Origin of the sequence: Enterocloster alcoholdehydrogenati (genome assembly GCF_013282095.1) — a bacterium.
In the GTDB taxonomy this organism is placed as follows: Bacteria; Bacillota; Clostridia; order Lachnospirales; family Lachnospiraceae; genus Enterocloster; species Enterocloster alcoholdehydrogenati.
On sequence record NZ_BLTJ01000007.1, the window covers coordinates 1 to 13,426 of the forward strand.

11 protein-coding genes are annotated in these 13,426 nt (G+C 47.9%); 3 read left to right on the top strand and 8 right to left on the bottom strand.

Features of this window, described 5'->3' with window-relative positions:
• Positions 1-548: 548 nt before the first annotated feature.
• From HW447_RS09135 to HW447_RS09145, 3 genes are all read right to left on the bottom strand, one after another.
• Entirely contained in the window at positions 549-1,322 is a 774-nt protein-coding gene (locus tag HW447_RS09135; protein ID WP_176255000.1) for an AIM24 family protein, read from the bottom strand.
• Positions 1,323-1,395: 73 nt separating this feature from the next.
• Positions 1,396-3,102 (bottom strand): DUF5722 domain-containing protein, encoded by a 1,707-nt coding sequence (locus tag HW447_RS09140; RefSeq protein WP_176255001.1) that lies wholly within the window; start codon positions 3,100-3,102, stop codon positions 1,396-1,398.
• Positions 3,103-3,213: 111 nt separating this feature from the next.
• A complete protein-coding gene (locus tag HW447_RS09145; RefSeq protein ID WP_330589140.1) occupies positions 3,214-4,119 on the bottom strand; it encodes a YitT family protein in 906 nt (301 codons plus the stop codon).
• Positions 4,120-4,498: 379 nt separating this feature from the next.
• Here HW447_RS09145 and thiW point away from each other — a divergent pair, with 379 nt between their 5' ends.
• Entirely contained in the window at positions 4,499-5,215 is a 717-nt protein-coding gene (gene thiW / locus HW447_RS09150) for an energy coupling factor transporter S component ThiW (RefSeq protein WP_176255002.1), read from the top strand.
• Between the two features lie 126 nt (positions 5,216-5,341).
• A complete protein-coding gene (locus HW447_RS09155; protein ID WP_176255003.1) occupies positions 5,342-6,175 on the top strand; it encodes a hydroxyethylthiazole kinase in 834 nt (277 codons plus the stop codon).
• On the opposite strand, the gene HW447_RS09160 is transcribed toward HW447_RS09155, so the two are convergent.
• The 5 genes from HW447_RS09160 to rpsL all read right to left on the bottom strand — a co-directional run bounded on the left by HW447_RS09160 (position 6,162) and on the right by rpsL (position 11,649).
• Positions 6,162-6,797 carry a thiamine phosphate synthase gene (locus tag HW447_RS09160; protein ID WP_243176258.1) on the bottom strand — a complete coding sequence of 212 codons (636 nt, stop codon included), beginning with the start codon at positions 6,795-6,797 and terminating at the stop codon, positions 6,162-6,164. The two genes, HW447_RS09155 and HW447_RS09160, sit on opposite strands and share 14 nt — an antisense overlap.
• A gap of 173 nt (positions 6,798-6,970) precedes the next feature.
• On the bottom strand, positions 6,971-8,164 hold the full coding sequence (gene tuf / locus HW447_RS09165) for an elongation factor Tu (protein WP_176255004.1): 1,194 nt from the start codon (positions 8,162-8,164) through the stop codon (positions 6,971-6,973).
• A gap of 201 nt (positions 8,165-8,365) precedes the next feature.
• Positions 8,366-10,483: an elongation factor G gene (gene fusA, locus HW447_RS09170; protein ID WP_176255005.1), complete on the bottom strand. Its 2,118-nt coding sequence runs from the start codon at positions 10,481-10,483 to the stop codon at positions 8,366-8,368.
• Positions 10,484-10,526: 43 nt separating this feature from the next.
• On the bottom strand, positions 10,527-10,997 hold the full coding sequence (gene rpsG / locus HW447_RS09175) for a 30S ribosomal protein S7 (protein ID WP_176255006.1): 471 nt from the start codon (positions 10,995-10,997) through the stop codon (positions 10,527-10,529).
• Positions 10,998-11,229: 232 nt separating this feature from the next.
• Positions 11,230-11,649, bottom strand: coding sequence for a 30S ribosomal protein S12 (rpsL, locus tag HW447_RS09180; protein ID WP_176255007.1), 420 nt, complete (start codon positions 11,647-11,649; stop codon positions 11,230-11,232).
• 342 nt (positions 11,650-11,991) lie between these two features.
• On the opposite strand from rpsL, the gene HW447_RS09185 reads away from it, so the two are divergent.
• Positions 11,992-13,410 carry an MBOAT family O-acyltransferase gene (locus tag HW447_RS09185; protein ID WP_176255008.1) on the top strand — a complete coding sequence of 473 codons (1,419 nt, stop codon included), beginning with the start codon at positions 11,992-11,994 and terminating at the stop codon, positions 13,408-13,410.
• Positions 13,411-13,426 lie beyond the last annotated feature (16 nt).

The window sequence follows — 13,426 nt, forward strand, 5'->3', positions numbered from 1 at the left end:
GCTAATGTTATCTTAAACCGTTTTACTTGGTTTTTGTTCTGAATTTTCTCAAATCCAAAGGTCTAAACCAAACCTTTTGAATTGTTAGAATTTTCAGGGTTTTACATACTGTTTAATCTTCAATTTTCAAGGAACTCGTTTGTTGTTCGACTTTTCGTCCGCAACGGTTATTTATTATAACCGATCGCTTTTATTTTGTCAACAACTTTTTTAAAATTTATTTTGACATTTTTCAATGTCTTTTCTTTTTCTTTCCTGTCGTTCCCGACAGCGAAGATTATCTTACCAGAAGCATGGATAAATGTCAATAACTTTTTCAAATTTTTTTAGGATTTTATCATCATTGGCAGAAAGGCACAGCTGGAGCTGTTCTGGATGTATACTGACCAATGGAAAAAGACACTGGTTGGGGCACGCAGTCTACAAATAGAACACTGGCCGTTTAAATATGGACGAACCTCTGCTCTCCCCATACCGAACCATTTCAGTATGCAAAAAGCAGTTTCGGAATCAAATCCATCCCGAAACTGCTTTTTTACACGAGGCCCTTAAATATTAGGCATCTTTGCGGTAGGCATCATAAGAACTCTGCCTGTGCCGCGGTATACATTTACAAGACCTTCTCCAGAGGCAGCGGAGCCAATGAGGCTCTTGCCGGAACGCTCTACGGTAAAGTCCAGTCCCTTGCTCCAGGCAATAGCATAATTTCCATCCACTTTCAGAACATCGTTTTGAAGTTCGATTTCAATAAGCTCCTCCTTAGGGCAGTCGGATTCAATACAGAATACACCATTTCCGTTAAGACTGAGATTAAAGAGTCCCTCGTTGCCGGCAATGGCTGAGGACAGGTTGGAGCGCATCACCGCCTTATGCTGCAAGCTGGATTCACAGGCCAGAAACAGGCCATCATCCAGCACAACAGCGCCGCCCCATTCGGCTGCATCTAAGAGGATGAGATATTTATAGGTGGGTTCTAAGACCAGAATACCGTCGCCCGTGTATTCCGGTTTGATGGCGGATTCCCCGCTGACCTTCCCTCGCACTGCCTTCCCCAGAAAATCTCCTACACTCTTGATCCCGGTAGTGGCATTGACGTTTCCAAGCATCCACTGCATAGCTCCTGCCTGAACGGTCACATTGGCCCGATTCAGATGGCACACCAGCTGACGCTTTTTCACATTCATCTGAGCGCTGAAATAAGCTGTTATAGCAGATCCTGGTGTTACACTGAGATCCCTCTGATATTCAATGACCTGAAACGCTCCCAGCTCAGAGAGGACTTTTACATCATCATTGTCAGCAAAATTTGAAATACGGTACATACATTCCCTCCTGTTCACTTGGCCATACGCTCCGACCTGTCCGAGTATGTTTTATCCTCATGGCCCAGCGTAATTAGTTTTCCAGACTCTTCCACTTAAAATTCGGTATCACATCCGACCATTTGTTAATTCCTATAATAGACTTTGCGAACTCTGAAGCTTCAAGAGTAGAGTTTTTCTTGTCAATATCCCGAAATACCTGCCAGATCTTCTTGCGCTTGGTTGCCACAATCTTGTCGGGCTGGTTCATGTCGCACTCCCAGAGGCCAAATTTAAGTCCCTGCTTTGCCTCGCTGGGAGCGTCCACCTGGCGGCTTACGGTGTAAGCGTCAATATATGGGTTGCTGTCTACGATATAGTAAGAGTACGCATAGGCCGCTGCCTGAATCTCAGGTATATTCCCCCGTGTAGGGCTATAAGAGGTAAAGCCCTGCTCCGTCAGGATAATATGGCGCACATTTCCCGAAGGCGCTTTTAATGCCTCCTGGTTAAAATAATCTGTCAGTACATTTAAGTTGGCGAAATTGATCACCGGAGAGTTAAAGTCATTTGTAAACAGGCCCGTGGACTGAGGATCATCCCAAAATTCCGGTTCAGTCATCGGGCAGGGATACGGGTGATATGCCAGTCCCCAGTCCATTTGCCCCTGATTGTTGGCAATGGAGTTAAAACTGTCTACGATTTCCTTGCCGCCGTATTTCACCTTGCCGTCAATTTCATTCATCCAGTTGTAATCAAGAGAGAAGTATACCCTGTCATTAGCATTGGTGCTCTTGATAGCTGTATAGAATACGCGGAATGCCTTCTGATAAGCCTTCACATAGTTTGTCAGGTCCATAGGACCCATATAGTTCCACTGCTGGTTGTTTATCTCATTTCCAATAATCCAGTTGGACACTTTGCCATAGTCAGGATTTTTTCCGCTGTAATGGTCTGCCAGAAAAGCCGCAATCGCTCTGGTCTGTTCATAGCCCGCCTGATTAGCTGCATTAAACATATAGTAGAAAGCGTTAGAGGATTTTTTTGTACCTGGATAGATCAGATCCGGGCGGCTGTCGTTCCAGTCATTTAAAATGATCACGGTAACGGTCATTCCCTTATTTGACAGAGCACTGATGGTTCTGTCGTAATCCTCTACAATTGCCTTGTTGAAATGATATGTCTTTCCGTCATATTCATAATCAATACCAGTTCCCATAATCTGAGAAAACGCAATATTAGTCGTCACGTGCTTTACACCCAGGTCAAAGGCATCGTCCAGCATATCGATTTCAATATTCAGGCCTTTTTTTGTCAGAGGCGTTTTGAAGGCTTCTGTATTTTTGGCCACCGCCTCCGGGTTTGTGATATAGTGCGGCTCGCTGATTGCCTTATAACTGGTTCCGTCAAAGGATGCCAGCACAAATTTACTGTAGAGCCGATCGGACGTACTGCCGAAATTCAGAGGAATCGTGGCTGTCGAACTGGAAAGAGCATCCGCCGAAGCAATGTAATCGCTCCTGCCATCCAGACTGTCCTCATAGGTCTGCTGCTCAAATACATAAACCTTTCCGTCTGTTCCCGTAGAATTACCGCTGCTGGAAAATACAATCTCCACATTCTGCTTATCTCCTGTGATCTTACAGGAGGAGATCTGGCCCTTTAATCCAGTTTCCGCCTCCTGCCCCTCCTCTGCTGCCGCAGTCTGTGTAAAGGCGCCCAGGCTCACTGCCGCCGCGCCAAAAAACAGCGCTGCCGCTAGGATCACTCCCCTGCCTCCTGTTAAAAATCCTTTTTTCATCTTGAAATTACCTCCGACTTATGTGTATGCTCCCGGAATATCCGTTTTAATATCAACTTCTATGATACCTAATCTATCCTGCATTTTCAATTACGATTTTATTACATTATCTTAAGTCTTATTTGTAATATCATTTTCCTGATAAACTTTTTTCAGAGTGAACCCCCGGCCCTGTACCTCGTTGATCTGGTTGATCACCATAAATGCCTCCGGATCCTCATCCAGTACCAGCTGATTTAACCGCGGCAGATCGCGCTTGGAAATAACCGCCATAATCATATCCTGCTGGTTATGCAGGTATCCCGTTTCCATATGAAGCAGACTGGTGCCGCAGTCTAACCGTTCTCCTATGAGAGCATTGATGCGCTGATAACGGCGGCTGACAATCTTCACCTGGATCCTGGCGGTGCCTGCCATTAAAACCTTATCCAGCACCAGAGTATATGTGATAATTAAAAGAATACCATAAAGTACCTCCTCTGTACCGGAGGTAATGAGCTGCAGCCCAAGGATCACGCAGTCCAGCACATAAAGAGAAAGCGATACGTTGATACCGCATTTTTTCCGCAGGATGAGACAGGGAATATCAACGCCGCCGGTAGACGCCCCTACTTTTATCACCATGCCAATCCCCGCTCCAATGAAAATGCCTGCGTAGATCACCGCCATAAGACGATCCTGCATATAAAAGCCCGTGATTCCTGTCCGTTCCATAATTCCTAAGACGGCTGGATACATCACCGTGCTTAAGACAGTGGTAAGGGCAAATCCCTTTCCCAGCTGCCACAGTCCCAGTCCAAAGACAGCAATATTAAAAACACTTACAAATAGGCTTACAGGGATCCCACACAGCCGATTAAAAAACAGGCCCAGTCCTGTGGTGCCTCCTGTTACAAGGCCGTTCGGCATGATAAATAATACCACTGCAGCCGCATAGATCACATTTCCCAAAAGGATAACAGCTGCTTTTACGGCTATCTGAAGCCATTTCTGTCTGTTGTTGTTTTGTTTCATCATGTTCTCTCCCTTCCTTTCGAGGGTATCATTTTTCAGGTGGGCTGTCAAGAAAGCCTTGACAATCCACGCCCGCCGTTTATAATACTCTTAGAACTTTTGTATCTGTTTCCTTTTTCGGATGCTGAGCCGGTGTGAGGGGGAGCGCCCTGATGCTGCGTACAAAAGGATAGCGATGGGAGTCCGTGTTTCGGATTGAGAGGATGCAGGAGAGCATCGACCGAAGAGCGCATAAACTGCGCCCTATCACAGCTGCTTGACCGGCGCCGTCGCTATGCCTGTATCTTCGGGAACATATGTCTGACGCACCCAGGTGCGTTTTTTTATGTCCGAAAACAGTCCTGGCGCCTGCCGGTACGCGGCAGAAAAGAGGAAGGAATTTATGAACAAAAACAAACACGCAGCGAAACTGGTCTTTCTTGCCATGATGGTGGCACTGGGAGTGGTGATCTCTCCCATTCTCCGTGTGGAGGGTATGTGTCCCATGGCCCATTTCATCAATGTCACCTGTGCAGTAATGCTGGGCCCCTGGTATGCCTTCGTATGCGCCCTGGCAATCGGCATTATCCGTATGACCTGTATGGGAATCCCTCCCCTGGCGCTTACAGGCGCTGTATTCGGAGCCTTTTTATCAGGAATGTTCTACCGTATGTCCAGGGGCAAACTGGTCTGTGCCTTTGCAGGCGAGGTCATTGGAACCGGCATCATTGGCGCAATCCTCTCCTATCCTGTTATGACTTTTGTATGGGGCAAAACGGGACTGACCTGGTTTTTCTATGTGCCGTCCTTTATCGCAGGCACGCTGATCGGCGGAACCATTGCCTTTTTATTCTTAAAACATTTGCAGAAGGCAAAGCTTTTGTCAATGTTCCAGGAAACGCTGGGCTCTCAGGCCTACGATTCCAGGGAGGATGTGACAAATGACGCGCTTGGAATCGCCTTTTCCGGCTTTATCGGATATCTGGCTGTAACTGTGGCAGTTCACCAGTTCGCACCCGACGGCGGAACTGTGGTGAATATGCTGCGCTATCTGGTACTGGCAGCCTTCATGGGAGCGGCCCTTGTGTACTGGAATGTAAAACGTCCTAAAGCAGCATAGGGTTTCAGAGCAATCTGCATTTGCGGCACCGTCAAAGGCCCACGGCCATCTGACATTTTTCTGCAGCCAGTGCCGTCTTTTACATTCTTACTGCAACTATTTCCCGATGAAAGGAGCTTTACTCTCATGGATCTGATCTCCCGTTTACATACCTCATCTCCTCTGATTCACTGCATTACTCATCCCATTGCTATTAATGACTGCGCAAACGCCGTACTGGCTCTGGGAGCGCGTCCGATCATGGCGGAGCATCCTGCGGAAGCAGCTCAGATCGCAGCCCTGGCCCAGTCTCTGACCGTCAGTCTGGGAAATATCACGGATGCCAGAGCAGAATCCATCATGGCCGCCGGACGCATCCGCCCCGGCGTGATCGATCTGGTAGGGATCGCCTGCAGCGATTTTCGTATGAAACTGGCCAAACGGTTCATACAGGAATGTCATCCTGCGGTAATCAAGGGAAATGCCTCTGAGATCCGCGCCATTGCAGGGACCGGATTTCACAGTCAGGGAATCGATGTGAGCCCGAAAGACGCAGTTGAAAAGGGAGATGAAAGCGCTCAGCTGAAACTGGCACTTTTGATGAAGGGAATCGCTGACCAGACCGGTGCGGTGGTGGCTGCCAGCGGAGCGGTGGATGTGATCGTGGCTCCCGGTGGAGATACGGCCTACTTTCTTGAAAATGGAGTGCCTTCCATGGCGCAGATCACTGGAACCGGCTGTATGCTGACCTGTATCATGGGGGCTTTTATGGCTGTGACGTCCCCCTTGAATGCAGCTATTGCCGGAGCCGCAGCCTTGGGAATCTCAGGAGAAACAGCCGATTGCTCCCTGGGACTTGGAACCTATCACATGAAGCTGTTGGACGCACTGTCTCTGCTAAGCAATGAGACCCTTGAACGCAGGATGAAACTTCATACAAAAACGCTGAGGGTATATACGGATGGATCTACATCCGCATAAACCCTGACATCATACATCCGCCTGCCGCACCTGTTTCCAAAATCTGCGGCAGGCGATTTTCATTTACACCGCCGATGGCATAGACCGGAACCGTGCTTTCATTACAGACCTGTCTTAAAAACTCCAGTCCCCGACCGGGCAATCCCTTCTTACAGTCCGTTTCATAGATATTTCCTGCAAATAAATAGTCTGCTCCAAGCTCTATGGCCTCTTTTACCTCTTCCACCGAATGAATGGAGGTTCCCGTCCATTCGGCCCACGAAGGCCTTCCTGTGCTCCTTAAAACAGACATCGGAATATGGATTCTTACAGTTCCCAGCTCATGCGCTATATCTGGTGCTGTATTTACAATCAGTTCCTGACCGGCTCCCCGGCAGATTTCTCTAACCTGGTAAGCAAGACATTTATACAATTCTGAACTTAAATCTTTCTCACGCAGTACAATTGCCCTTGGCCTTGCGGACACGATACGGCGGATCTGTGCCAGATAACGTATCCAGGTATCCGTACCCGGCATAAATGCCGGGATCTCTGTCCGGCTTTCTCTTCCATTTTCTCCCTTTTCTATTTCCCGTCTCCTGCAAAGGCTGTGATTTGTCACTGCTATCATTTTCCCGTACATAAATATATACCTCCCCGGTACCTCTGGCCGGACAGCAGGCGTGCCGTCTGGCATTGTCTTTCCATGTACTAAAAAACCCCCGGAAAACTCCGGGGGCCAACTCGTTTGGGCACAATATCCATTCAGATATATCATTTATCACATTCGCCGGGGTTAACCCCCTTAAGCGTTAATTACTCTACGATAGATACAACTCTACCGGAACCTACGGTACGTCCGCCTTCACGGATAGCGAAACGAAGACCCTGCTCCATAGCTACTGGATGAATCAGCTCTACGGTCATCTCTACGTTATCGCCAGGCATACACATCTCTGTACCAGCTGGCAGCTCGCAAACGCCAGTTACGTCAGTTGTTCTGAAGTAGAACTGTGGACGGTAGTTGTTGAAGAAAGGTGTATGACGGCCGCCCTCGTCCTTAGTCAGAACGTAAACCTGAGCGGTAAACTTGTTGTGGCACTTTACAGAACCTGGCTTGCACAGACACTGTCCGCGCTCGATCTCTGTTCTCTGAACACCACGCAACAGAGCACCGATGTTATCACCAGCCTCAGCGCTGTCAAGGAGCTTACGGAACATCTCGATACCGGTAACAACGGTCTTGCGAACCTCCTCATGGATACCGATGATCTCAACTTCGTCGTTCAGGTTCAGAGTACCACGCTCTACTCTACCAGTAGCAACAGTACCACGGCCAGTAATGGTGAATACGTCCTCTACAGGCATCAGGAAAGGCTTATCTGTCTCACGAACAGGATCTGGGATGTAGCTGTCAACAGCGTCCATCAGCTCCATAACCTTGTCGCCCCATGTGCCCATCGGATCCTCAAGAGCCTTCAGAGCGGAACCCTGGATGATTGGTGTATCATCGCCTGGGAACTCGTACTCATTTAACAGCTCGCGGATCTCCATATCAACCAGCTCAAGCAGCTCAGGATCGTCTACCATATCGCACTTGTTCATGAATACCACGATATAGGGAACGCCTACCTGACGGGACAGAAGGATGTGCTCTCTTGTCTGAGCCATAACACCATCCGTTGCAGCTACAACCAGGATAGCGCCGTCCATCTGAGCAGCACCAGTGATCATGTTCTTAACGTAGTCAGCATGTCCTGGGCAGTCAACGTGTGCATAGTGTCTCTTCTCTGTCTGATACTCAACGTGAGCAGTAGAGATAGTGATACCACGCTCTCTCTCCTCTGGAGCCTTATCGATGTTCTCGAAATCTACCTTTGCGTTACCAGCAACTCTCTCTGCCAGAACCTTTGTGATTGCAGCAGTCAGAGTAGTTTTACCGTGGTCAACGTGTCCAATGGTACCAATGTTACAATGTGGTTTAGTTCTGTCAAACTTAGCTTTAGCCATTTTATAACGTCCTCCTTAATTTGCGCCCGCAAAGCGGGCTGATATAGTTAGTCAGGCTATCAATCATTATATTCTATTTTCCTTTGATTTACAAGCCTTTTTTCGTTTTTTAGGGGGTAGTCTGCGCGTCCCGTTTAAGACAGGAAACGCAAACCCCGCTGCGCCGGCCGGGCGCAATGAAAACCGCATACGCAATTTTCTTTATTTCTTATGATCAGCAAGAACCTTCTCCTGAACATTCTTCGGAACCTGCTCATACTTCTCAAAGAACATAGAGTAGTTGCCGCGTCCCTGCGTTCTGGAACGAAGGTCTGTAGAGTATCCGAACATCTCGGACAGCGGAACGTAAGCCTTAACCATCTTACCGCCGCCGATATCTTCCATACCCTCGATGCGTCCACGGCGTGAGTTGATATCACCAATAACATCACCCATGTACTCCTCAGGCATGGTAACCTCTACCTTCATAATCGGCTCAAGCAGAACCGGGTTGCCCTTGTGCATAGCATCCTTGAATGCCATGGATCCGGCGATATGGAATGCCATCTCGGAGGAGTCAACCTCGTGGTAGGAACCATCGTATACATCTGCGCAAACGCCCAGTACAGGGAATCCGCCCAGGATACCGGTCTTTGCAGCCTCTTCGATACCTTCTCCAACTGCCGGGATGTACTCCTTAGGAATAGCACCGCCAACAACGGAAGAAGTAAACTTGAAGGTCTCCTCTGCATTTGCATCCATTGGTGTGAAGTGAACCTTACAGTGACCGTACTGTCCACGACCACCGGACTGCTTCGCGTACTTGCTGTCAACGTCAACAGCCTTTGTGAAGGTCTCCTTATAAGCAACCTGAGGAGCGCCTACGTTAGCCTCTACGTTGAACTCACGCAGCAGACGGTCTACGATGATATCCAGATGAAGCTCGCCCATACCGGAAATGATGGTCTGGCCTGTTTCTTCGTCTGTGCGGACACGGAAGGTAGGATCCTCCTCCGCCAGCTTTACAAGAGCATCGCCCATCTTGTCCTGGCTTGCCTTGGTCTTTGGCTCGATCGCGATATCGATAACAGGCTCCGGGAACTCCATGGACTCCAGGATAACCGGATGCTGCTCATCACAGATGGTATCGCCGGTCGTTGTGGTCTTGAAACCAACAGCAGCAGCAATATCACCGGAATATACGCGGTCTAACTCGTGTCTCTTATTTGCGTGCATCTGAAGGATACGTCCAACACGCTCCTTCTTGCCCTTTGTTGCATTCAGTACATAAGAACCGGAGCCCAGAGTACCAGAATACACACGGAAGTATGCCAGCTTACCAACGAATGGGTCAGTCATGATCTTGAATGCAAGAGCTGCAAAAGGCTCTTCATCAGAAGAATGACGCTCGATCTCGTTGCCGTCCAGGTCAACGCCCTTGATTGCGGGGATGTCTAATGGAGATGGCATAAATTCAATGATAGCATCCAGAAGTTTCTGAACACCCTTGTTTCTGTAAGCAGTACCGCAGCATACAGGAACAGCTGTACACTGACAGGTTGCCTTTCTTAATACCTTCTTCAGCTCATCGTTGGAAGGCTCCTCGCCCTCAAGATACTGCATCATCAGGTCATCGTCCAGCTCGCAGATCTTCTCTACCAGCTCGGTACGGTATAATTCCGCATCATCCTGCATATCTTCAGGAATGTCTACGATAGAGATATCATCGCCCTTATCATCATTGTAGATGTAGGCCTTCATCTCAAACAGGTCAATGATTCCCTTGAAATCATCTTCCTTGCCGATAGGCAGCTGAATGCAGATCGCATTCTTGCCCAGACGGCTCTTAATCTGCTCTACAGCACCGTAGAAGTTTGCACCCAGGATGTCCATCTTGTTAATGAATGCCATACGGGGTACGTTGTAGGTGTCAGCCTGACGCCATACGTTCTCGGACTGTGGCTCAACGCCGCCCTTTGCACAGAACACGCCAACAGCGCCATCCAGTACACGCAGGGAACGCTCAACCTCAACTGTGAAGTCTACGTGTCCTGGCGTATCGATGATGTTGATACGATGCTCTGCCGCACCTGGCTTCGGCTTGCAGTTTTCCTGCAGAGTCCAGTGGCAGGTAGTAGCAGCGGAAGTAATGGTAATACCTCTCTCCTGCTCCTGGGCCATCCAGTCCATGGTAGCAGTACCCTCATGGGTATCACCGATCTTATAGTTTACACCAGTATAATACAGAATACGCTCTGTCGTAGTGGTCTTACCAGCATCGATATGAGCCATAATTCCGATATTTCTGGTTCTCTCCAACGGATATTCTCTTCCAGCCAAGGGATTTTCCTCCTTAATTTATCGAGCAAAGCCGATGTGCAGCTTAGAAACGGTAGTGAGCAAACGCCTTGTTTGCCTCTGCCATCTTGTGCATATCTTCTTTCTTCTTTACGGATGCGCCAGTGTTGTTGGCTGCGTCCATAATCTCGTTTGCCAGTCTCTCCTCCTGGGTCTTCTCGCCTCTCTTACGGGAGTACAGAGTGATCCAGCGCAGAGCCAGGGCCTGTCTTCTCTCTGGCTTAACCTCGATGGGCACCTGATAGGTAGCGCCGCCGATACGCTTTGCCTTAACTTCCAGAACAGGCATAATGTTGTTCATTGCTTCTTCAAATACTTCGATCGCATCCTTACCGGTGCTCTCAGCTACACGATTGAATGCTCCGTATACGATTTTCTGTGCAACACCCTTCTTGCCGTCTAACATGATATTGTTGATCAGCTTTGTTACAACCTTATTGTTGTAGATCGGGTCTGCCAGAACGTCTCTTTTCTGAGTATGTCCTTTACGTGGCACGTTACTTCCCTCCTTAATATGCTGCCCTTTATCAGAAATGATACAGGCAGTTTCCATTAACTCAACGGTACTCACAAGTTTCCATAAAATGTGTTCGTGCTCGGTCTATATATTTCCTGCAACCACAGGTACAATATCACGGATCCGGCACTAACAAATGCGAAAATATCTTTCGCAGTCACTTTACTGCTGTTAGTGGTACTAATCTGGTTTGTTCCAAACTGCTGTGAGATTACTTCTTATCTTTTGGTCTCTTAGCGCCGTACTTGGAACGAGCCTGCTTTCTGTTTGCTACGCCTGCTGTATCCAGTGTACCTCTGACAATGTGGTATCTGGTACCTGGCAGGTCCTTAACTCTTCCTCCACGGATCAGAACAACGCTGTGCTCCTGAAGGTTGTGTCCCTCTCCTGGGATATAGCTTGTTACTTCGATACCATTAGAAAGACGTACTCTGGCGATCTTTCTGAGTGCAGAGTTAGGTTTCTTAGGGGTAGCAGTCTTAACAGCGGTGCATACGCCGCGCTTCTGTGGTGCGGATACGTCTGTTGCTCTCTTCTGTAAAGAGTTGTAACCCTTCTGCAGAGCTGGTGCAGTAGACTTCTTTGCGCTGGTCTGTCTTCCCTTTCTAACTAACTGGTTAAATGTTGGCATCCTTTTCACCTCCTGTGATATTGACTGTTGGTTGCTGTGTCTTTCAGCTTTTGTGCACCAAAACATAAGTGTTCTGAACACACTTTTTCATTATAACATAAGGCCCAAATCTGTCAAGTATTTTTTTAGTGGGCGGCAAATAGCCGGAAATTCCATATTTTTTTATCATGTGTGATTCTTAAGTTTTTTTTATTTTTTGAAACTTTTATGTCATTTTGTCCGTCCAATGTATATAATATGTACGATCTGCAGATAAGAGTCTGCCCTTATGCGGCCCGTATGGCAGCTTTGAGGGGTACTCATCTTACTGCAGATACCACGATCAGATAGGACGGATTTTCTATGGTATTCAGCAGCTTTGACTTTTTATTCCGGTTCCTGCCGGTATTTTTGTTTCTTTATTTTATATGTCCAGAAAGACAGCGTAATCTCTGTCTCTTTGTCGGAAGCCTCGTATTCTACTTTTATGGCTCCAGACAATTGCCCCTTTATTTTTGGCTTCTTCTCCTTTCCATGGCGGTCAATTTCTTTATCGGCCGCAGAATTGGAAGAAAATGGAACGGGCCGGAACGGGCCGTCTGGCTGACAATCGGCATTATCTATAACCTGCTGTGGCTGATGAGTTTTAAATACAGCGCCTTTTTTGCAGAAAATACGAATGCGCTTCTGACATATGTGGGGCTGTCTGTGCAGCTGCCCGTACTGCGCCCTGCACTCCCCCTGGGGATCAGTTTTTATACCTTCCAGGCAATTGCATATCTGGCGGATGTATATCGGAAGAAGATCCGCAGCGAAAGTTCTCTTCTGCGCTTTGGCACCTGGTTTACCATGTTCACCCAGGTAACCTCCGGCCCTATCACCCGGTATCAGGAGGTACGTCCCCAGCTTCTTGGCCGAAAGCTATCCCTGGATCGGCTTGAAACGGGACTTCGTGAATTTACGATTGGCCTAAGCCTTAAGGTTCTTCTTGCCAATCAGCTTGGAGGACTTTGGAATCAGGTAAACGCCATTGGTTATGAGAGTATTTCCACTCCTCTGGCGTGGATGGGAATCATCGCTTTCAGTCTGCAGCTTTATTTTGATTTTTACGGCTATTCCCTCATGGCCCAGGGCCTTGGATGGATCCTTGGTTTCCAGATTCCCAGAAACTTTGCACATCCTTATCAGTCCCTGTCTATGACGGAATTCTGGCGGCGTTGGCATATGACTCTCGGAAAATGGTTTAAGGATTATATATATATTCCTCTGGGCGGCAATCGCAGGGGAACTTTCATAATGGTGCGCAATCTTCTGGCTGTCTGGTTGCTGACCGGGTTCTGGCATGGAGCAGACTGGAATTTTCTCCTGTGGGGGCTGCTGCTTTTTGTGCTTATCTCTCTTGAAAAGCTGGGACTGGGAACTCTCTTAAACCGTTTTCCGGCTTTGGGGCATATATATATGGCCTTCGTAATTCCCTTAAACTGGCTGGTATTTGCCATAAGCCAGCCAGCTCAGATCCTGATCTACCTACAGCGGCTTTTTCCATTTTTCAACGCACCGGGAGCCTATACATGGTTTGCAGGAGATTATCTGAAATACGGACAGATTTACGGCCTGTCCCTTATTGCGGGTCTGATTTTTGTGACAGATCTGCCAAGACGGATCTATAACCGCTACAGAACTACCTTTGTTACGGCCCTTGGGCTGGTCGTTCTGTTTTGGATCTGTATATACTGCATTAAAATGGGAATGGATGACCCATTCTTATACTTCCGATTCTAATGATTTAGAAAGTGAC

Coding starts and splice junctions, on each gene's coding strand:
- rpsL (WP_176255007.1), bottom strand. CDS start 11,649: ATGCCAACATTTAACCAGTTAGTTAGAAAGGGAAGACAGACCAGCGCA.
- HW447_RS09135 (WP_176255000.1), bottom strand. CDS start 1,322: ATGTACCGTATTTCAAATTTTGCTGACAATGATGATGTAAAAGTCCTC.
- HW447_RS09185 (WP_176255008.1), top strand. CDS start 11,992: ATGGTATTCAGCAGCTTTGACTTTTTATTCCGGTTCCTGCCGGTATTT.
- HW447_RS09140 (WP_176255001.1), bottom strand. CDS start 3,102: ATGAAAAAAGGATTTTTAACAGGAGGCAGGGGAGTGATCCTAGCGGCA.
- HW447_RS09155 (WP_176255003.1), top strand. CDS start 5,342: ATGGATCTGATCTCCCGTTTACATACCTCATCTCCTCTGATTCACTGC.
- HW447_RS09160 (WP_243176258.1), bottom strand. CDS start 6,797: ATGTACGGGAAAATGATAGCAGTGACAAATCACAGCCTTTGCAGGAGA.
- tuf (WP_176255004.1), bottom strand. CDS start 8,164: ATGGCTAAAGCTAAGTTTGACAGAACTAAACCACATTGTAACATTGGT.
- HW447_RS09145 (WP_330589140.1), bottom strand. CDS start 4,119: ATGATGAAACAAAACAACAACAGACAGAAATGGCTTCAGATAGCCGTA.
- thiW (WP_176255002.1), top strand. CDS start 4,499: ATGAACAAAAACAAACACGCAGCGAAACTGGTCTTTCTTGCCATGATG.